General features: G+C 59.9%; 19 protein-coding genes. 7 read left to right on the top strand and 12 right to left on the bottom strand.

The window, feature by feature from the left end; translation table 11 throughout:
• Positions 1-5: 5 nt before the first annotated feature.
• From cobT to HGT1_RS08135, 4 genes are all read right to left on the bottom strand, one after another.
• Positions 6-1883, bottom strand: coding sequence for a cobaltochelatase subunit CobT (cobT, locus tag HGT1_RS08150; RefSeq protein WP_176249426.1), 1878 nt, complete (start codon positions 1881-1883; stop codon positions 6-8).
• Positions 1880-2272, bottom strand: coding sequence for a hypothetical protein (locus tag HGT1_RS08145; RefSeq protein WP_176249425.1), 393 nt, complete (start codon positions 2270-2272; stop codon positions 1880-1882). The genes cobT and HGT1_RS08145 overlap by 4 nt, the downstream gene beginning before the upstream one ends.
• Complete coding sequence (cobS, locus tag HGT1_RS08140; protein ID WP_176249424.1) at positions 2265-3251, bottom strand: cobaltochelatase subunit CobS; 987 nt, start codon at positions 3249-3251, stop codon at positions 2265-2267. Before cobS ends, HGT1_RS08145 begins: the two co-directional genes overlap by 8 nt.
• A gap of 207 nt (positions 3252-3458) precedes the next feature.
• Positions 3459-4088, bottom strand: a complete 630-nt coding sequence (locus tag HGT1_RS08135; protein ID WP_176249423.1) for a J domain-containing protein — start codon at positions 4086-4088, stop codon at positions 3459-3461.
• A gap of 74 nt (positions 4089-4162) precedes the next feature.
• Between HGT1_RS08135 and HGT1_RS08130 the strand changes: the two genes are divergently transcribed.
• Complete coding sequence (locus HGT1_RS08130) at positions 4163-4420, top strand: BolA family transcriptional regulator (RefSeq protein ID WP_176249422.1); 258 nt, start codon at positions 4163-4165, stop codon at positions 4418-4420.
• Here HGT1_RS08130 and HGT1_RS18300 read toward each other — a convergent pair.
• From HGT1_RS18300 to HGT1_RS08110, 4 genes are all read right to left on the bottom strand, one after another.
• Positions 4417-4938 (bottom strand): hypothetical protein, encoded by a 522-nt coding sequence (locus tag HGT1_RS18300; protein ID WP_255200138.1) that lies wholly within the window; start codon positions 4936-4938, stop codon positions 4417-4419. The genes HGT1_RS08130 and HGT1_RS18300 overlap by 4 nt on opposite strands.
• A 94-nt stretch (positions 4939-5032) precedes the next feature.
• Complete coding sequence (locus HGT1_RS08120) at positions 5033-5500, bottom strand: thioesterase family protein (protein ID WP_176249421.1); 468 nt, start codon at positions 5498-5500, stop codon at positions 5033-5035.
• Positions 5501-5593: 93 nt separating this feature from the next.
• Positions 5594-7105, bottom strand: coding sequence for an Asp-tRNA(Asn)/Glu-tRNA(Gln) amidotransferase subunit GatB (gene gatB / locus HGT1_RS08115; protein WP_176249420.1), 1512 nt, complete (start codon positions 7103-7105; stop codon positions 5594-5596).
• A 186-nt stretch (positions 7106-7291) separates the two neighbouring features.
• A complete protein-coding gene (locus tag HGT1_RS08110) occupies positions 7292-8605 on the bottom strand; it encodes a hypothetical protein (RefSeq protein WP_255200137.1) in 1314 nt (437 codons plus the stop codon).
• A gap of 425 nt (positions 8606-9030) precedes the next feature.
• On the opposite strand from HGT1_RS08110, the gene HGT1_RS08105 reads away from it, so the two are divergent.
• A complete protein-coding gene (locus HGT1_RS08105; RefSeq protein ID WP_373030198.1) occupies positions 9031-9630 on the top strand; it encodes a transglycosylase SLT domain-containing protein in 600 nt (199 codons plus the stop codon).
• An 83-nt stretch (positions 9631-9713) separates the two neighbouring features.
• Here the strand turns inward: HGT1_RS08105 and HGT1_RS08100 are convergent, their stop codons facing one another.
• Genes HGT1_RS08100 through pepN form a run of 3 tightly spaced genes read right to left on the bottom strand, consistent with a single transcriptional unit; the run spans position 9714 to position 13438 of the window.
• The gene (locus tag HGT1_RS08100; RefSeq protein WP_176249419.1) at positions 9714-10148 is read right to left on the bottom strand and encodes a hypothetical protein; all 435 of its coding nucleotides are present in this window, start codon (positions 10146-10148) and stop codon (positions 9714-9716) included.
• The gene (locus HGT1_RS08095) at positions 10148-10882 is read right to left on the bottom strand and encodes an SDR family oxidoreductase (protein WP_176249418.1); all 735 of its coding nucleotides are present in this window, start codon (positions 10880-10882) and stop codon (positions 10148-10150) included. Before HGT1_RS08095 ends, HGT1_RS08100 begins: the two co-directional genes overlap by 1 nt.
• A 3-nt stretch (positions 10883-10885) precedes the next feature.
• On the bottom strand, positions 10886-13438 hold the full coding sequence (pepN, locus tag HGT1_RS08090) for an aminopeptidase N (RefSeq protein ID WP_176249417.1): 2553 nt from the start codon (positions 13436-13438) through the stop codon (positions 10886-10888).
• Positions 13439-13540: 102 nt separating this feature from the next.
• Here pepN and HGT1_RS08085 point away from each other — a divergent pair, with 102 nt between their 5' ends.
• The 5 genes from HGT1_RS08085 to HGT1_RS08065 all read left to right on the top strand — a co-directional run bounded on the left by HGT1_RS08085 (position 13541) and on the right by HGT1_RS08065 (position 17627).
• Complete coding sequence (locus HGT1_RS08085) at positions 13541-13780, top strand: hypothetical protein (protein WP_176249416.1); 240 nt, start codon at positions 13541-13543, stop codon at positions 13778-13780.
• A 65-nt stretch (positions 13781-13845) separates the two neighbouring features.
• Positions 13846-14019 carry a DUF2256 domain-containing protein gene (locus tag HGT1_RS08080; protein ID WP_375708107.1) on the top strand — a complete coding sequence of 58 codons (174 nt, stop codon included), beginning with the start codon at positions 13846-13848 and terminating at the stop codon, positions 14017-14019.
• 103 nt (positions 14020-14122) lie between these two features.
• A complete protein-coding gene (locus HGT1_RS08075) occupies positions 14123-16276 on the top strand; it encodes a malate synthase G (protein ID WP_176249414.1) in 2154 nt (717 codons plus the stop codon).
• 70 nt (positions 16277-16346) lie between these two features.
• Positions 16347-16772, top strand: coding sequence for a heme-binding protein (locus tag HGT1_RS08070; RefSeq protein ID WP_176249413.1), 426 nt, complete (start codon positions 16347-16349; stop codon positions 16770-16772).
• Positions 16773-16850: 78 nt separating this feature from the next.
• Positions 16851-17627: a gamma-glutamyl-gamma-aminobutyrate hydrolase family protein gene (locus HGT1_RS08065; protein ID WP_176249412.1), complete on the top strand. Its 777-nt coding sequence runs from the start codon at positions 16851-16853 to the stop codon at positions 17625-17627.
• Positions 17628-17954: 327 nt separating this feature from the next.
• Here HGT1_RS08065 and HGT1_RS08060 read toward each other — a convergent pair whose 3' ends face one another.
• Entirely contained in the window at positions 17955-18707 is a 753-nt protein-coding gene (locus HGT1_RS08060; RefSeq protein WP_176249411.1) for an SDR family NAD(P)-dependent oxidoreductase, read from the bottom strand.
• Positions 18708-18790 lie beyond the last annotated feature (83 nt).

Genomic DNA, 18790 nt, shown 5'->3' with positions numbered 1-18790 from the left:
CCGTCTCAGCTCGCGCGGCGGATGCCCATGACCCGCGCCCGGGCGCGGGGATCGGTGTCAAACAATGCGGCCAGTTGTTCGGTCATCGCACCGGCCAGTTGATCGACATCGGTGATCGTGACCGCGCGGTCGTAATACCGCGTCACGTCATGGCCGATCCCGATTGCCAGCAATTCAACGGCTTTGCGTTTTTCGACCATGGCGATCACATCGCGCAGGTGCTTTTCCAGATAATTGGCGGGGTTCACCGACAGGGTGCTGTCATCGACCGGTGCCCCATCGCTGATCACCATCAAAATCTTGCGCGACTCGTGGCGGGCCATCATGCGGCGGTGCGCCCATTCCAGCGCCTCGCCGTCGATGTTTTCCTTCAGCAGGCCTTCCTTCATCATCAGCCCCAGATTGGGCCGCGTGCGGCGCCAGGGCGCGTCGGCGGATTTATAGATGATGTGGCGCAGGTCGTTCAGACGGCCGGGCTGCACGGGGCGGCCTTCGTTCAGCCACGCCTCGCGGGCCTGGCCACCTTTCCAGGCGCGGGTGGTAAAGCCGAGGATTTCGACTTTGACGTTGCAGCGTTCCAGCGTGCGCGCCAGAACATCCGCACAAATCGCCGCGATCGAGATCGGCCGTCCGCGCATGGAGCCGGAGTTATCCAGCAGCAGCGTTACGCAGGTGTCGCGGAATTCGGTGTCTTTTTCCATCTTGAACGACAGCGGTGTGGTCGGGTTCGCCACGATCCGCGCCAGACGGCCCGCGTCCAGCGTGCCTTCTTCCAGATCAAATTCCCACGACCGGTTTTGCTGGGCCTGCAAGCGGCGTTGCAGCTTGTTGGCAAGGCGACTTACGGCCCCCTTTAGTGGCTCCAACTGCTGGTCCAGATAGGCGCGCAGGCGTTCCAATTCGGCGGGTTCGGCCAGATCTTCTGCACCGATCACCTCGTCATTGTCGGTGCGGTAGACCAGATAATTGGGGTCCGCGTCTGAGGCTTGCGGCGGGGCAGGTGGCTCCATCGGGGCGTCGCCATCGGGCATCTCGGCTTCGTCGCCAAGTTCCTGATCGGCCATGTCGTCCATCGACACCTGCGCCTGGGATTCGTCCTGCTGCTGGTCCTGCGACTGCTCGGGCGAGGCTTCTGCCTGCTCGTCGTCGTCTTCGTCCTGACCGGTGCTATCTGGGTCTTGCTCTTCTTCGGTGCCTTCTTCTTCGGCGCTGTCCTGGTCGTCATCCGACTGGTCGGGGTCGTCGCCCAGCTGATCGCCATAGCCAAGATCGACGATCATCTTGCGGGCAAACCGCGCGAACGCGGCCTGATCGTCCAATGTGTCGTTCAAGGTTTCGAGCGTGCCACCGGCCTGATTTTCGATATAGCCGCGCCACAGTTCCAGCGCCTCGGATGCACCGGGGGGCAGATCGCGGCCCGTGGCCAGATGGCGCACAAGGTATCCGGCAGCGGTGGACAGGGGCACATCGCTGGGCTGTTTGGCCTGATCGTAGCCCTTGCGCAGCGCGTCGTGTTTGATTTTGGCGTCGATGTTGCCGGCGGTGCCGGGCATGTCGCGGGCCCCTACGGCCTCGCAACGGGCGGTTTCCATCGCCTCGTACAGCTCGCGGGCCATGTCGCCGTTGGGCAGGTATTTCGAATGGGTCTGGCCGTTGTGATAACGCCGGTTCAGCGCCAGCGCATCTGCCGTGCCACGGGCCAGCAACACCTCGTCGCGGGTCATGCGGCGGCTGACTTGCGGCAGGCGCATCGCGTCACCCGACAGGCCCGACGGATCGACCGAATAGCTGACCGTCAGATCGGGGTCATGCGACATCACCTTGGTCGCTTCGGCCAGCGCCTTTTTGAACGCGTCTGCGGGATTGTCTGATGGTTTGCTCATTTCAAATCTCGCGTCTCAGGATGGTTGCTGGCAAAACTCTCGCAGGTTTGTGTCAGTGTTTCAAACACCTTGCGAGACGGCTTGTCGTTGGCGTAAATCACGGCTTCGGCCAAAAGGGCCATTGCGCTGCGTTGGTCTTGGATCGTCCGGTCAATTTCGGTGACGCGGTCAGGGGCCAGTCTGACAGCAACAGCGCGAAATGCATCTGATCGTTTCACATGGTCGGGCGAACTGTCCAAGAAAGGCGACCGTTTGGCATAGTCATCGAACCCCAGCCAAAAGGCAGCGCATTGCGCGGCTGGATAAAGTGCAACATCATCATAGGCCTGCGCGCCGCTGCCTGTCAGCAGGGCGGCACAGATGCCGATGGTGGATGCGCCTTTACCCAAGGCTCACGCTGGCCGCTGATTCAGGCAGCTCTTCGTCGAACAGGCGCTGATAGAACTCGGCAACCGTCTGGCGCTCAAGCTCGTCACATTTGTTGAGGAAGGACAGGCGGAAGGCATAGCCGACGTTGCGGAAAATCTCGGCGTTTTGGGCCCATGCGATCACGGTGCGCGGCGACATCACGGTCGACAGATCACCGTTCATAAAGGCGGTGCGGGTCAGATCGGCAACGGTGACCATTTGTTTGATCGTCTTACGGCCCTTGTCGGTGTTGTAATGTGGGTTCTTGGACAGAACGATCTGGGTCTCGGCCTCGATGCCCAGATAGTTCAGCGTGGCCACCAGCGACCAACGGTCCATCTGACCTTGGTTGATCTGCTGGGTGCCGTGATACAAGCCCGTGGTATCGCCCAGACCAACGGTGTTGGCGGTCGCGAAAATGCGGAAATAGGGGTGCGGTTCGATCACCTTGTTCTGGTCCAGCAGCGTCAGCTTGCCGTCGACTTCCAGCACGCGCTGGATCACGAACATCACGTCGGCGCGGCCAGCATCGTATTCATCGAACACGATCGCAGTCGGGTTGCGCAGGGCCCAGGGCAAAATGCCTTCCTGGAAGGTGGTGACCTGTTTGCCATCCACCAGCTTGATCGCGTCCTTACCGATCAGGTCGATCCGGCTGATGTGGCTGTCAAGGTTGACGCGCACGCAAGGCCAGTTCAGCAGGCTTGCCACCTGTTCGATGTGGGTGGATTTACCCGTGCCGTGATAACCCTGAACCATCACGCGGCGGTTGTGGTTAAAGCCGGCAAGAATGGCCATCGTGGTGTCGGGATCGAACTTATAGGTGCTGTCTTGGTCCGGGACGCGGCTTGTGCGTTCCTCAAAACCATGCACGATCATGTCTGTGTCGATGCCAAAGACTTCGCGAACGGAGATCTCTTTGGTGGGTTTTGCGTTAAGATCCAATGAGGTCTCGGCCATTCTGTGCGTCCTTCATAATCATGCGCGCCTGCAAGTCAGGGCGGTTTCGTTAGGCAACATATCTTTCTTAAGCCTGAGGGAAAGGGCCAATTCGCATCTGCGGCAATGTCGCCCCGCGGTCTGTGCAAAAACGGTGCAACCGGCTGCACCCCCTGATATCGTCCGCGCGCTGCTGCTCATGCCAAGCGGGCGCGCGCGGAGCTTTGTTTATTTGTCTTTGAAGTTGCGGCTGGCCTTGATCTGGTCCCAGGCCCAGACGACTTCCTGCAGCTGTTCTTCCTGGCTGCGGTCGCCGCCGTTCATGTCGGGGTGCAGGACTTTGATCAGCGCCTTATACGCCTTGCGCACTTCGGGCTTGGTCCAGTTGTCCTTGGCCTCCAGAATCTCGATCGCGCGGCGTTCGGTGGGTGGCAAACGGCGCCCCGCTGCGGGGCCTTTGCCGGGGTTTTGGGTCGCGTTCTTGCCCAGCACCTGATGGGGGTCTTCGATGCCCAGACGGGCCCAGGCGCGTGCTTCTGGATCACCCAGCGGCTTGGTCGTGCGCTCCCAGACCTTGTCCTTGGACATTTGGGCATTCAATTCGGCCTCGGTGGTGCCGTCAAAGAAGTTCCACTTGAGATTATATTCGCGCACGTGCTGCTGGCAGAACCAAAAGTAGTCATCCAGCACGTCAGGAGCCTTGGGTGCGCGGTATTTACCGGGCTCCTGGCATCCCTCGTGGGAACACAGCCGTTGTGATGTCTCGGATGCACCGGACATACCCCTTCGGCCACGGGGGTTTTTCTTTTTGGAAGACGACACGGACATGTCGAATCCAAAGGGATCAGGCTTGGGCATGATATGGACCTTTCCGACTCAGGACGATCACTCTAAAGATTGCAGCGCCAGATTGAAGGGGGCTTTGCGAAAAAATGTCAGTAACTCAAGAAATTGCCGACCGTTTGGAAGCCGATTTTGCGCCAACCGAACTGAGCGTTGTGGATGATAGCGAAAGCCACCGAGGGCATTCGGGCTTTCAAGAGGGAGGCGAAAGCCACTTTAACGTAAAAATCAGGTCCGAAAAATTCAAGGGCATGAACCGGATTGCACGGCACCGCGCGGTGCACGGGGCCTTGGGACCCGAGTTGATTGGCCGCATCCACGCGCTGGCGCTGGACATCGACGTTTAGTCTTTGGCGGCGGGGGGCGTGTCGGCTGGGGCGGCCTCAGCAGCGTCACCTGCGGCCTCGTCACCCGCAGCGGGTTTTTTGCGCCGCTTGGCAAGCGAATTGAGCAAGGCAGGGGCCGCGTTCAAATCGTCGTGATCCTCGACGCCGTTTTCGCCTTGAAAGAACCCCTGATATCCTTGCGGGTTGCTGGAAATTTCGTTCTTTTTGGCTTCGATCGGGTCTGGATCGGGCGCAAAGGCCTGCGGGGCAGGCAGCAATTCGGGGTTAAACGCTTCCGCATCGCCCTCGCGGGGGCGGCGAAACACCAGCACATTGCGCCATTCGGTGGTGGACCCGGTAAGGCCTGCACGTTCAATCGAAGGCAGGGTTTCGGCGCGTTGATATTCCCAGCCATAGCCGGAAAGACCATTCATAAGCTCTTGTAATGCGTGGGAAAACCGGGCCTCGGCCCCTTTGACGTTCTTGCCTTTCAGGCCCTTGTTCGGGGCGGGTACGACTTTGTATTCGTAACGGGGCATGTGCGTCCTTCGGGGTTGCTTGCCCTGTCATACCCCATTGGAAAATGTCCTTCAACGGGATCGCGCCGCAGTTTCTACAACTTATCAGGCATTGCTACTTTTTTAGGCCGATCTTGCGCCCCGCCCGGTCGGGGAAAGGCAGGCTGCTGTGGGCCTGCTTCATCGCGTCAAGCTTGGACAGGATCGTGTCTGGCATGGGGGCAACACGGGGGCCGGATTGATCGACATGGAGGGTCAGCGCCTCTCCGGTGGCGGCAAGCCAGCCATCTGCGTGCCAAAGCTCCACAAAACTGTGAAAGCGCTTTTCGTCGTAATCCAGCAACTGGAAGGTGCAGTAGGTCTGCGCGCCCTCGTGCAATTCGCGCACATAGCAGATGTGGAATTCGGCGACATAGGTGGTGCAGCCCTGCTTTTGATACTCGGGGCCAAAGCCAAGCACATCGTAGGCATCATCGACCGCGTTATCCATCAGCACCGAATAATAGGCCATGTTCAGATGGCCGTTAAAGTCGATCCATTCGGGTCTGACAGCACGTAGCGATGATTTAAAGGGCGTTTCCAAGGGGCAACCTCTCGTTAGGGCGATAGACTTTGGGCGGGGGGCGTTTTCTTGAAAGAAAACGGGCCGGAATTTTTGAAAAATTCCGCGCCGCCCTCAGCCGTTCAGCTTTTTCGCCACGATTTCATTGACCGCCTTGGGGTTTGCCTTGCCGCCTGTGGCTTTCATGGTCTGACCCACGAACCAACCGGCCAGCTTGGGGTTCTCGCGGGCTTTGGCAACCTGATCGGGGTTGGCGGCGATGATCTCGTCCACGGCGGCCTCGATGGCTGCGGTGTCGGTGACCTGCTTCATGCCACGTTCTTCAACGATCACGGCAGGATCGCCGCCTTCGGTATAGACGATCTCGAAGAGGTCTTTGCCGATCTTGCCGGAAATGGCATCGGACGCGATCAGATCAACCACGCCGCCCAGCTGGGCGGGGGTGACGGGGCTTTCATTGATCGTTTTCTCGTCCTTCTTGAGACGACCGAAGAGTTCGTTGATCACCCAGTTTGCAGCCATCTTGCCGTCACGCCCTTGGGCGGTTTGCTCAAAATAGCTGGAGCTGTCGAGGTCTGCCGTCAGCACCGATGCATCATAGTCGCTGAGGCCGAAATCGTTGATAAAGCGTGCTTTCTTGGCGTCGGGAAGTTCGGGCAGGGTTGCGTTGATCTGGTCGACCCACGCCTGTTCAATCACCAGTGGCAGCAGATCGGGGTCGGGGAAATAGCGGTAATCATGGGCTTCTTCCTTGGACCGCATAGAACGGGTTTCCATTTTGTCCGGGTCAAACAGCCGCGTTTCTTGCACAACTTCGCCGCCACCTTCGACAATGGCGATCTGGCGTTTGGCTTCGACGTCGATGGCCTGCTGGATAAAGCGCATGGAGTTCATGTTCTTGATCTCGCAGCGGGTGCCGAGATGGCTGAAATCTTGCGTCGCCTGGTATTTTTCATACTGGCCGGGCAGGCAGATCGACACGTTCACGTCGGCGCGCATGGCACCGGACTGCATGTCGCCGTTGCAGGTGCCCAGGTACCGCAGGATCTGGCGCAGTTTGGTCAGATAGGCGGCGGCTTCTTCGGGGCCGCGGATGTCGGGTTTGCTGACGATCTCCATCAGGGCAACACCGGTGCGGTTCAAATCCACAAACGACATGTTCGGGTCCATATCGTGAATGGATTTGCCCGCGTCCTGTTCAAGGTGGATGCGTTCGACGCGCACCAGACGCGCGGTGTTGTCGCCCATTTCAACCAGCACTTCGCCTTCGCCCACGATGGGGTGGTACAGCTGGGAAATCTGATAGCCTTGCGGCAGATCGGGGTAAAAGTAGTTCTTGCGGTCGAACGCGCTTTCCAGATTGATCTGCGCCTTGAGGCCCAAACCGGTGCGCACCGCCTGTTCAACGCAGAATTCGTTCAGCGTGGGCAGCATCCCGGGCATTGCGGCATCGACGAATGACACGTTGCTGTTGGGTTCTGCGCCGAATTTGGTGGATGCCGCCGAGAAGAGTTTGGCGTTTGACAGCACCTGCGCGTGGACCTCCATCCCGATGACCAGTTCCCAGTCATGTTTGGCACCGGCAATTGTGCGGACTTTTGGGGTGTCATAGGTCAGGTCAAGCATTCGGGCACCTTTGGCATCTTAGGGATCTGTGTCGGTCATAAGACAGGGGGCGGGGTGCTGCAAGAGGGGGCTTGGCCCCTGTCGCCCAAAGCCATCGCGCCGGACCGGCGCAAGGGCCAGTCCGGCGCGATGGCGCGACGGTCATCGGACGGCATCCCGAACGGAGCGACCTGGAAACGGAATGCCCTAAAAGGCGTGGGCCTGCGGGCCGTTTTCCGTGAATACGATGCGTTTACCGGCTTCGATCTCTGCTTTGAACAGGCCTGCCATGATCCGCATGGCATCATCCTGACCCGCAGCCGCAAATTTATGCGGTGAACGGATGCGCAGGTTGTTGTCAAACCCGTGTGCCGCATGGGCCCAGATCATCGGGTGCAATTCGGTCAGATGTTCACGCACAATCCATTCCGTGCAAGCGGCAATCTGGGCGCGAACCTGGTCGGCTTCGTCATTGCCGGTAAAGCCCTGACCGATGGTGTTGGCACAATAGGCCGCAAGAAGGTTCACCGTATAGGCATCCGGGCTGCGCTCCAGAATGTCGCGCAGACCGTCGATAAAGAATTGCAGGTCCAGATGCGCGCAGGCTTCGTCATCGCAGGAAATCGCGTCGAACTGCACCCAGGTATAGCCGCCAGCCCCCCAGATATCTGCCGTGCGCGCCGCTGTGCGCCGGGCCTCGAGCTCAAGCTGGGCATAGCTGCCAAACCAGCGCGGCAGAAGATGGTTGCCCATCGCCCGCATTGGCCCGGGATTGCGGGGGTTGAGGTCAATCAGGTGTTCGTATCTGTCAGCCACGTGGCTTTTTGCCCCGACGGGTCCGCAGACCTGGGCGCAATGGGTTGCAGCCAGCAGGGGGCTGTCGGGGTGTTGGTCCAAAAACGGTTCGATGATCTCTTGGGCGCGGGCGAAATGCGCCTCAAAGGCATCGCGGTTGCGCTGCGGGATTTCCGCATCCCACCCGTTGCCACGCCACGCCCAGCCGACGTCGATATGGGCATGGGCCACGATGCAGGCCACGATATAGTCGTTGGGATATTCTTCGAGCACATGTTCAAAGTCTTCGATGCCGGTAAGGACTTCCTTGGCGACGCAGGTGTCGCTTTCGCGGATCGCGTGTTCGGCAGCCATGACCACATCGCCACGGGCACCAAAGGCGATCAAATCCGCCACCGGCATTGCGCCTTGGGTCAAGGTACTGGCGTCATCATGCTGGCGGATCACCTGGCTTAGGGCTGTCCAGTTTTCCTGACGCACCAGACGTTGACCTGTCTGTTGATAGCCATCGCGCGCGCGTTCTTCGGCAGTGGGGTCGGGACAGTTGATCTTCAGCATATCCCGATCGGGTTTTGCCAGCGGCTCGCGGGATTGCCGCTGGCACAGCTTGGCGTTCGTTAATTTTTCGGACAGATCAGCAAGGGACGGGATCGAAGACATGTTGACAGCGCCATGTGTAATAGATGACGTTTTCTTGCGTTTGAAAAAGTTCTTAATCTGCATCATGTTTTGTCCAGTCTTTCGTGTGAACGTCTTTTATCAGATTAAGATGGCCGCAGATTTGGGCGCGAACATGGCTGCGGCAAGGTTCATGTGCGATTTATCTACAGCCAAAGCGTGTGTTTCGGGCTAAATTCTGACGAATTGTATGAGGGTTGGAAACGGTAGCCGAAATGCGACAGCTTTGTTGAAACAGCTTGCGGGAATGGTGATTTGCCTGAATTTCAAGGGAGAACAGGGGGGATGAGGACGTGAGACGACTTTCAGTTCTGAGTTTGACCCTGATCGGGTGCGCAACCTATGCGGTTGCGCAGGCCGATGATTTGCTGCGCCCGATTGCGCGGGCGGATGGCTCTATCGGGTCAGATGCGGTGGTGCCGTTGCCATCGGTTGCCGTCGGGCAGACTGCGGATGCACCCGCCGCTGCGGGGCTGACGGATCTGACACCGCGCGCCCGGTTGAGCCGGGAAAACCTGTCGCCCCCGGCACGGCCCGCAAACCTGCCCCGCACGCGGTTCCAGCATCAGCCGGGGCATGCGCTTTGGACACGGGTGGCGCTGTCGGCGCTCAAGAGCCACGGCAAACCTCTGGTTGATATGGTGCCGGCAGATATCGGCGACTGGTGCCCCGCATACCCCACAGCAGATGAAAGGGGACGTCGCGCGTTTTGGGTCGGTTTCCTGTCAGCGCTGTCAAAACATGAAAGCACCTACAAGCCTTATGCTGTCGGCGGTGGGGGGCTGTGGTACGGGTTGTTGCAGATTTTGCCCGCCACTGCACGGGGGTACAAATGCAATGCGGGCAGCGGTGAGGCGCTGAAAAGCGGCGGCGCGAACCTGAGCTGTGGCATTCGGATCATGGCGGTGACGGTCCCGCGGGACGGGGTGATCTATGGCCCCAAGGGGCGCGGTGTCGCGGCGGATTGGGGGCCCATGCGCAGCGAGGCCAAGCGGGGAGATATGGCGCGGTGGCTGCGAGGGCAGAGCTATTGTACCCCTGTGGACCGGGTCCGGCCCAAGGCGCGGCCATAGCGCGCGTTTTTTCGATCTTGGGAATGGGCGCTGGGGGCGGGATGCCTTCGGCGAGGATATTTAAGAGCCAGAGAAGCGGGGGGTCATTGCCTGAGGCTGAAATGATGGCGTTCGGTTTTGATGTTTCGGGCGTTTAGCGCCTGTTCAAAGCTGTGATGGGGGGGTGTCGCCTCGAACGGAATCCGGATTTTGCGGCCGTTTTTCAGCATGACCGTTGCGCGGACTGAAAAGTCGAGCCGGGTGTCGAGGCGGAGGCGGTCGATTTCCGTGACCGGTATTTCGGCGGTACGGGGGCCGCTGTGCCAGTGGAGTTGCTCTTGGGTGAGGCTGAGGCCGGCTGCGGGGTTTTTGACCACATCATAGAGGGCGGGCAGGGTGCAGGCGGCGATGATCCCGAGGATCAGCGGAGCGGCGTCGATCAGAACCCAGGCGCAGGCCAGCGCCGTCCAGATCGCTGCCAGCAGCACCATCGCCCCGATGCTGCGCCCCTGTCGCTGGTAGGTGAACGGGGCGGGCATCAGCGCCCGCCGCTGACGTCCAATGTCGTGCCGGTGATGTAGCTGGCCGCATCCGACAGCAAGAACAACGTGGCGCTGGCGACTTCGTCGGCGGTGCCTGTGCGTTGCATGGGGATGTTTTTGGCAAGGTCTTGGGCGCGGGTTGGTGCGCCTGCTTTGGCGTGGATTTCGGTTTCGATCAGGCCGGGGCGGATCGCATTGACGCGGATGCCTTGGGGCGCAAGTTCATTGGCGAGGCCTTTGGTGAAGGCGTCAATGGCGGCTTTGGAGGCGGCATAGTCCACGAATTCATTTGCCGACCCGAGCCGCGCCGCGATCGACCCCATGTTGACGATCGCGCCGTTGCCTTGGGCTTGCATTCGGGCGGCGGCGGCCTGGGCCACCATCATCGCCCCGATCACATTCACATCGAACATGCGTTTCAGGCGGGCGTGGTCCATGTCGGCGACCGTGGCGATCTGGTCGACGATGCCCGCGTTGTTGATCAGCGCATCGAGGCGGCCAAAGTGTTGGTCGATCTGGTCAAAGATGCGCGCCACATCGGCAGGGTCGGCGACATCGCCCTGACACAGCAAAACGCGTGCGCCTTGGGCTTCGGCCTGTGCGGCGACCGCTTTGGCCGCTGTAGTATCGGAGCGGTAGTTCAGGGCCAGATCATAGCTGGGCGCGGCCAGACGGGCGCAGGCGGCACCAATGCCGGCAGAGGCACCGGTGATGAGAAGGATCGGACGCATGGCTTAGGCCCCCCTAATACGGGTTAGCATTTCGGTTGTATCGCGCGACAGGTCGGGCTGGGCGAGAATGCGGTCGAGTTCGGTTTTGATCAAGGCCTGCCGGTCCGCGTCATAGCGTTTCCATGTCTGGAAGGCGGAACACATCCGTGCCGTGGTTTGCGGGTTCAGCGGATCAAGCTTGATCAGCCAGTCGGCCAGCAGGCGATAGCCCGCGCCCGACGCGTGGTGGAACCCGGCATGATGGGCGGCAAAGGCCCCCAGAACCGAGCGGAAGCGGTTGGGGTTCTTCCAGTTGAAATCGGCGTGTTCGGTCAGGGTTTCGACGACCTCGTGGGCCTCTTCGGGGTCGGCTTCCATGACTTGCAGGCCGAACCATTTATCCATCACCAGACGGTCGTCTTTCCACTGTGCCTCGAACGCCTTTAACGCGCCGCTGCCTTTGCCCGCGCGGATCAGGTTCGCCAGGGCACCAAGCTGTTGGGTCATGTTATCGGCGGCACCGTATTGCTTTTGCGCCATGGCACCGTCGTCTGTGCGGGTAAGCAGCGACAAGGCCGCATTGGCAAGCGACCGTTTGCCCGATTGCGCGGCATTGGGTTCATAGGCATCCGTCACCGTGTGGCGCATATAGAGCGTCGGGACCAGATTGGCATAGGATTTCGCCATCGCATCGCGGGTGGCCTCGACCGCGGCATAGATGATGTCGGGGTCTGGGGTGTGGCCGTCTTCGGCCAAGGCGCGGGCCAGATCCGATTGCGAGGGCAAGCTGAGCATCAGCGCGCGGTAGGCCGGATCAAGATGTTCGTCGCTGATCACGGCGCGGATGCCTTTCAGCCAGTCCTTGTTCGGTTTCTTGCCCTCGAGGATCATTGCCAGCAGCGATTTGCGCGCAAGAATGCGGCCCTGTTCCCAACGGTTGAACGGGTCGGTATCATAGGCCAGCAAATGCGCGCGGTCGGCATCGCTTAAGTCTTGGGTCAGCACCACGGGGGCGGAAAAGCCGCGCAGGATCGACACAATGGGGCGGGTGCCGAGGTTGTCGAAGACAAAGCTTTGTTCGGCTTTAGTCATTTCGAGTATATTGGTTTCCTCGACCTCGTCGCCGTCCTGGTCGATCAGACCCACGGCGATGGGCAGCACCTGCGGTTGCGGATCAGGCGTGGCAGTGCTGGGCGGGGTGTGCTGTTTAAAGGTCAGTGTCAGTTTGCCGTGGTCCCAGTCTTCGGTCACTGACAGACGCGGGGTGCCGGCTTGTGAATACCAGCGTTTGAACTGGGTCAGGTCGCGGCCGGTGGTGTCCTCGAACACGCGCAGCCAGTCTTCGATCGTGCAGGCCTGACCGTCATGGCGGTCGAAATAGAGGTCGAGCGCATCCGCATAGGCCTTGTCGCCGACCAGCAGTTTTAACATCCCGATGACTTCGGCCCCTTTTTCATAGACCGTGGCGGTGTAGAAGTTGTTGATTTCCTGAAAGCTGTCGGGGCGCACGGGGTGGGCCAGCGGGCCTTGGTCTTCGGGGAACTGGCGGGCGCGCAGGTCGATCACATCGCTGATGCGTTTGACTGGGGCCGAGCGCATGTCGGAGGTGAACTGGCTGTCGCGGAACACGGTCAGCCCTTCCTTGAGGCACAGTTGGAACCAGTCGCGGCAGGTGATGCGGTTGCCGGTCCAATTGTGGAAATACTCGTGGGCGATGATCGCCTCGATCCGTTCAAAGTTCATATCGGTCGAGGTTTCGGGCGAGGCCAGAACGGCAGAGGAGTTGAAGACGTTCAGGCCCTTGTTCTCCATCGCGCCCATGTTGAAATCATCGACGGCGACGATGTTGAACAGATCAAGGTCGTATTCGCGGCCGTAAACGTCTTCGTCCCATTTCATCGAATCCTTCAGCGCCTGCATGCCAAAGGCGCATTTGCCCTCGTCGCCGGGGCGCACATAGAGGTTCAGGGTGACATCGCGGCCCGATTTGGTCGTGAAACTGCCGGGATGGGCGACCAGATCGCCTGCGACCAGCGCGAAGAGATAGGCGGGCTTGGGCCAGGGGTCGTGCCATTCGGCGCTGTGGGTGTCGTTGGACACAGGGTTGCCGTTGGACAGCAGCACCGGATGCGGGCCGTTGATGGTCACGGTGAACACGGCCATCACATCGGGGCGGTCGGGGTAATAGGTGATCTTGCGAAAGCCTTCGGCCTCGCATTGGGTGCAATACATGCCGTTCGACATATATAGCCCCTCAAGCGCGGTGTTGCCGGTCGGGTCAATCTCGACCTCGGATTCCCAAACAAAGGGGGCGTTTGGCACGTCGCAGGTCAGGCCCTCGGCGGTGACATCGGGCGTTACGGGTTTGCCGTCGATCTTGGCGCTGATCAGGTTCAGCTTTTCACCGTGCAAAAAGAACGTGGGGTCTGTGGCATCGGGGTTTGGCCGGAACGCGATGGTGCTTTTGACGCGGGTCTTGTGCGGGTCCAGATCAAAGTGAAGGGCAACGCTGTCGATAATAAAGCCGAAAGGCGTGTAATCGGCGAGGTATATCGTCTGTGGGGCAGCGTCGCGCATGGTATTTCCTTTATTTCGGAACTGAATGTCCTGTTCCAAAGTTAATCCCCCGAAGAAGCACCCGCAAGGCGGGAGCGAGAAACTATTGAACGGAGAATGATCATGTCAGCACCCGACACAAACATCGACACCCAGGAAAAGCAACATAAACCCGCCCTTTTGGGGATCATGGCCGCCATGGTCTTTGGCGTGATGATGGTGATGCTATTGCTGTTTTTCATCATCGATAACGGCCGCGATGACATTACGACAGATGGCGTGTTGATCGAACAGGACGCAGGTGCCGCATCGACGGCTGCGCCCGTTGATCCGGTGGCCACAGGCACCATGGACAGTAATTAAGTTTCCGATTTAACGAGTATTTCAGGGCAGGTTCTGGCGTTCAGGACCTGCCTGTTTTTTGTTTGATGATCCCTGCGAGGCCCCCGATGCCCAAAATGCGCAAGAAAGCCGATCTGCCCACGAAAATCTGCGCCGCATGCGGGTTGCCTTTCATGTGGCGCAAGAAATGGGCCAGAGACTGGGATGCGGTTCGCACCTGTTCTGACAGGTGCTGCGGGGCGCTGAAAAAGCGGGTTTGAGCCATATTGGTAATATAATTTTACCAATATGACTTGCTCAAGTGGATGTTACCTTTTAAGCATTTGCGAAAGCGATCGCAGACGTAACCCCTAGGAGCATTCAATGACCCAACGCACAGATAAGAACGGCTTGCAGGTCGCGGACGAATTGGTCCGCTTCATCGAAACCCAAGCGCTGCCCGGAACCGGTGTGAAACCCGATGTTTTCTGGAGTGGATTTTCTGATCTCGTGCATGATCTGGGGCAAAAGAACCGCGACCTGTTGCAGGTGCGCGAAGACCTGCAGTCGCAGATCGACGCATGGCACAAGGAACGTGCCGGTCAGGATCACGATGCGGCTGCCTATACCGCGTTTTTGCGCGAAATCGGCTATCTGGTGCCTGAAGGGCCGGCGTTTTCCATTGATACCGCTGGCGTTGACCCTGAAATCGCGTCGGTGCCCGGCCCGCAGCTGGTTGTGCCAATCACCAATGCCCGCTTTGCCCTGAACGCGGCCAATGCCCGCTGGGGCAGCCTGTATGATGCGTTTTATGGCACCGATGCGCTGGGCGACCTGCCGCAGGGCAAGGGCTATGACGCGGCGCGCGGCGCACGGGTTGTGGCCAAGGCCAAGGCGTTTCTGGACGAGGCGGCACCACTGGCGTCCGGCTCTTGGGCGGATGTGTCGGGGATCAAACTGTCTGACGGCGCTCTGTCCTTGGCCAGTGCGGGCGGCCTTGCCGATCCTGCGCAATTTGCGGGCTACCGCGGGGATGCAGACGCGCCGACGGCGATTTTGCTGAAACACAACGGGCTGCATATAGAAGTGCAAATCGACGCGGATCACCCGATTGGCAAAACCGACCCGGCGCATGTGTCGGATATGTTGATGGAATCCGCGCTGTCCACGATCATGGATTGCGAAGATAGCGTTGCCGCCGTTGATGCCGAAGATAAGGTTGTCGCCTATGGCAACTGGCTGGGCCTGATGAAGGGCGATCTGTCGGAGACATTCGAAAAAGGCGGCCAGCAGGTCACCCGCGCGATGAACCCCGACCGCGACTATACCGCGCCGGATGGTAGTGCGCTGACCGTCAAAGGCCGGTCACTGATGCTGATCCGCAATGTGGGCCACCTGATGACCAACCCCGCCGTGCTGGACCGTGACGGTCTGGAAGTGGGCGAGGGGCTGATGGATGCGATGATCACCACGCTGATTGCCATGCACGACCTGCAAAAGACCGGCGGGATGCGCAATTCGGTCGCGGGATCGGTCTATGTGGTCAAACCCAAGATGCACGGCCCTGCCGAAGTCGCCTTTGCCGATGAGATTTTCACCCATGTGGAAAACGTGCTGGCTCTGCCTGCCAACACGGTCAAGCTGGGCATCATGGACGAAGAGCGCCGCACCTCGGCCAATCTGGCCGAATGTATCCGCGCGGCAAAATCGCGGGTGGCCTTTATCAACACCGGTTTCCTTGACCGCACGGGTGATGAAATCCACACCTCGATGGAGGCGGGACCCATGGTGCCCAAAGGCGAGATGAAGAATTCAGCGTGGATCGCCGCCTATGAGGATCGCAACGTCGATATCGGTCTGGCCTGCGGTTTGCAGGGCAAGGCCCAGATCGGCAAGGGCATGTGGGCGATGCCCGACATGATGGCCGCCATGATGGAGGCCAAGATCGGCCACCCCAAAGCCGGTGCGAACTGCGCCTGGGTGCCATCGCCAACGGCGGCGACGCTGCACGCGATGCATTACCATCAGGTTGACGTGCTGGCGCGGCAGGAAGAGATCAAGGCCGGCGGTGCCCGTGGCACGCTGGACGCACTGTTGCACATTCCGGTTCTGACGGGTCGCAACCTGTCGGACGCGGAAATCGCGCAAGAGATCGAGAATAACGCCCAGGGTATCCTTGGCTATGTGGTGCGGTGGATCGATCAGGGCGTGGGCTGTTCCAAGGTGCCTGACATTCACAATGTGGGCCTGATGGAAGACCGCGCCACCTGCCGGATTTCTGCGCAGGCGCTGGCGAACTGGCTGCATCACGGGGTGATTTCCGAGGATCAGGTGATGGCCGGTTTGAAGAAAATGGCAGCCGTGGTTGACGGGCAGAACGCGGGTGATCCGCTGTACCGCCCCATGGCACCGGGTTTTGACGGGATCGCGTTCAAGGCGGCCTGTGATCTGGTGATGAAGGGGCGGGTGCAGCCTTCGGGCTATACCGAGCCTGTGTTGCACGCGCGGCGGCTGGAGTTGAAGGCCGCACAAGGGTGATGGTTCGGGAGCGAGGGGCCAGCCCCTCGCGCACCCCGGAGTTTTTTTGGCAAAATGAAAAAGGTTTAGAATGATGGTATCGTTAGAGCAGGCGCGGGTGATTATTGCAGAGACGCTGAAAAAAGGCCGCGAGATGGGGTTCAAGCCTTTGTCGGTCGTGGTTTTGGACGCGGGCGGACATCTGCAGGCGTTCGAGCGCGAAGACGGTGCTGCACCGGGGCGTTTCGGTATTGCGCATGGCAAGGCCTACGGGTCGGTGATGCTTGGGATGGCCGGTAAGGCGCAGATGGCGCGGGCCGAGGCGCAGGCCTATTTCATGGCGGCTGTGAACGGGGTTTACGGCGGGGCGGTTGTGCCTGTGCCCGGTGGTATCTTGTTGCGCGATGACAAGGGCGTTGTCATCGGTGCCGTGGGGGTCACGGGTGACACGTCTGACAATGATGTGGAGGCCGGAATGGCCGGCATCGCCGCTGCGGGGATCGCTGCCGAAGCGTGAAACCGTCGCTTTAAGAGGTGTTGAGGTCGCGCATGGGACGCGATAAGCTTTGATCTATTCGCAAGTTTGAGGCTGCATATGTCACGTCCTGTCGTCGGTATTATTGGCAACGCCGGCCTTTTGAATGACCAATACCCTATCCACGCTGCCGGTACGATGAACACGGTGGCGGTGGCGCAGGTTTCGGGCTGTATGCCCTTGATCATCCCCAGTGACCCGTCGCTTGTCTCCGTTCCGGAACTGTTGGACGCCTGCGACGGGTTTTTGTTCACGGGCGGCCGTCCGAATGTGCACCCCGAAGAATACGGCGAGGCCGAGACCGAAGCCCATGGTACCTTTGACCGGGCGCGGGATGCGGTTGCATTGGGTCTGATCCGCGCCTGTGTCGAGCGCGGGCAGCCGTTTTTCGGGGTCTGCCGTGGCTTTCAAGAGGTCAATGTCGCGATGGGCGGGTCGCTGTACCCCGAGATCCGCGATTTGCCGGGGCGGATGAACCACCGGATGCCCCCCGACGGCACGATCGAGGAAAAATTCGAGCTGCGCCATGATGTGACCTTTACGCAGGGCGGCGTTTTCCATCAAATTCTGGGATCGGCAAAGGTGCGGACCAATACCTTGCACGGGCAGGGCATCAAGGAACCCGGCCCGCGCGTGGTGATTGACGGCTTTGCCGATGATGGCACGCCAGAGGCGATTTATATCAGAGGCGCACCCGGTTTCACCCTTGCAGTGCAGTGGCATCCCGAATGGGACGCCGCCAATGATCCGGTGTCGCGCCCCTTGTTCGAACGGTTCGGCGAAGCCGCAAAAGCCTGGGTTGTGGGCAAGCGTCAGGGATTGTTGCAAACCGCCTAGGCTGGGTGTTTTTCCGCTTTGAAGTCAAAGGTATGGCGGGGCGGGGATGCAATTGCTTTGCGCCGTGACCGCCAGACATAGCCGGGCGGATTTCGCTGTATCTGCACCGGCAAGGGTGGTTCGGAACCGACCGGTGGCGGCGTGCCGGGCTTGCGACGGCTTTTAAAGGACAGCTTTATCATGCGGGCCCGCCATCATAGGGGCGGGCAGCGCGCAGTGCGTAATCGAGGATGACAAAGACATTAACCATGCACAGAGACTAGCGGCGCATGGTTAATGAATGTTGAAGCCAATTCTACTTTTGACCGATTGGACCTGACGCCCGGCCTACATGTGGCCGCCGGTGACCTGAATGCACTGGCCATTGATGCTTTGGGAACCGGGGCCGATCAACCAGCCGGCTGCCGCAGAGACTTCGGAGACGTCGATCAGACGTTTGTGGGGATTGGAATTTACCATGATCGCGCGGGCTTTTTCCTCGGAGATACCAGCGCGTTGCGAGATGGACGCGGTGTTGCGGGTGACAATCGGCGTGTCCACATAGCCGGGGCAAATGGCGTTGAACGTATAGGGCTGGCCCATGTAATCTTCGGCGAGGGAACGGACCAGCCCGATCATCCCGTGTTTGGAGGCGGAATATGCCGCGGCACCGGGCAGCCCGCGCAGACCCGCCATCGAGGAAATCGCGATCACGCGGCCCCAGTCGGTTTCGCGCATGGATTTCAACGATTCGCGGATCGTCAGAAACGCGCCGTCCAGATTGGTCGCCATCATGTTGCGCCAGAATTCCATATCGGTTTTATGCACGGCTTTGCCTTCGGCGATGCCTGCGTTGGGAATGCAAATCTGGATCGGACCATGGGCGGCAACGGCAGCGGCGATCTTGGCGACCACGTCATCCTCGTTGCGCACATCCATTGCCACGCCGGTCATGTTCGGGCCTGCGACCTCGTCCAGCACGTCTTGGCGGCGGCCGGTGATGGTGACATGCGCACCTTTGGCGGCCAGATCCTGCGCGATTGCCAGACCGATGCCGGTGCCGCCACCGGTGATGAATGCGTGTTTTCCGTTCAATTCCATGATCTTCTCCCTTTGAATTTAGACCATGCTGGCGACCGGGGCCGATGGGCGCAAGCCATGCGGCACTGTCACGCAACGTCGCA

This window comes from Sulfitobacter sp. HGT1, from assembly GCF_013282155.1.
In the GTDB taxonomy this organism is placed as follows: domain Bacteria; phylum Pseudomonadota; class Alphaproteobacteria; order Rhodobacterales; family Rhodobacteraceae; genus Sulfitobacter.
The sequence above is the reverse complement of the archived record's forward strand: the minus strand, read 5'-3'. Positions and strand labels throughout refer to the sequence as shown.

Coding starts and splice junctions, on each gene's coding strand:
- HGT1_RS08085 (WP_176249416.1), top strand. CDS start 13,541: ATGTCAGCACCCGACACAAACATCGACACCCAGGAAAAGCAACATAAA.
- cobS (WP_176249424.1), bottom strand. CDS start 3,251: ATGGCCGAGACCTCATTGGATCTTAACGCAAAACCCACCAAAGAGATC.
- HGT1_RS08070 (WP_176249413.1), top strand. CDS start 16,347: ATGATGGTATCGTTAGAGCAGGCGCGGGTGATTATTGCAGAGACGCTG.
- HGT1_RS08100 (WP_176249419.1), bottom strand. CDS start 10,148: ATGCCCGCCCCGTTCACCTACCAGCGACAGGGGCGCAGCATCGGGGCG.
- HGT1_RS08110 (WP_255200137.1), bottom strand. CDS start 8,605: ATGATGCAGATTAAGAACTTTTTCAAACGCAAGAAAACGTCATCTATT.
- HGT1_RS08060 (WP_176249411.1), bottom strand. CDS start 18,707: ATGGAATTGAACGGAAAACACGCATTCATCACCGGTGGCGGCACCGGC.
- HGT1_RS08080 (WP_375708107.1), top strand. CDS start 13,846: ATGATCCCTGCGAGGCCCCCGATGCCCAAAATGCGCAAGAAAGCCGAT.
- HGT1_RS08130 (WP_176249422.1), top strand. CDS start 4,163: ATGTCAGTAACTCAAGAAATTGCCGACCGTTTGGAAGCCGATTTTGCG.
- HGT1_RS08095 (WP_176249418.1), bottom strand. CDS start 10,882: ATGCGTCCGATCCTTCTCATCACCGGTGCCTCTGCCGGCATTGGTGCC.
- gatB (WP_176249420.1), bottom strand. CDS start 7,105: ATGCTTGACCTGACCTATGACACCCCAAAAGTCCGCACAATTGCCGGT.
- HGT1_RS08065 (WP_176249412.1), top strand. CDS start 16,851: ATGTCACGTCCTGTCGTCGGTATTATTGGCAACGCCGGCCTTTTGAAT.
- pepN (WP_176249417.1), bottom strand. CDS start 13,438: ATGCGCGACGCTGCCCCACAGACGATATACCTCGCCGATTACACGCCT.
- cobT (WP_176249426.1), bottom strand. CDS start 1,883: ATGAGCAAACCATCAGACAATCCCGCAGACGCGTTCAAAAAGGCGCTG.
- HGT1_RS18300 (WP_255200138.1), bottom strand. CDS start 4,938: ATGCCCCGTTACGAATACAAAGTCGTACCCGCCCCGAACAAGGGCCTG.
- HGT1_RS08075 (WP_176249414.1), top strand. CDS start 14,123: ATGACCCAACGCACAGATAAGAACGGCTTGCAGGTCGCGGACGAATTG.
- HGT1_RS08135 (WP_176249423.1), bottom strand. CDS start 4,088: ATGCCCAAGCCTGATCCCTTTGGATTCGACATGTCCGTGTCGTCTTCC.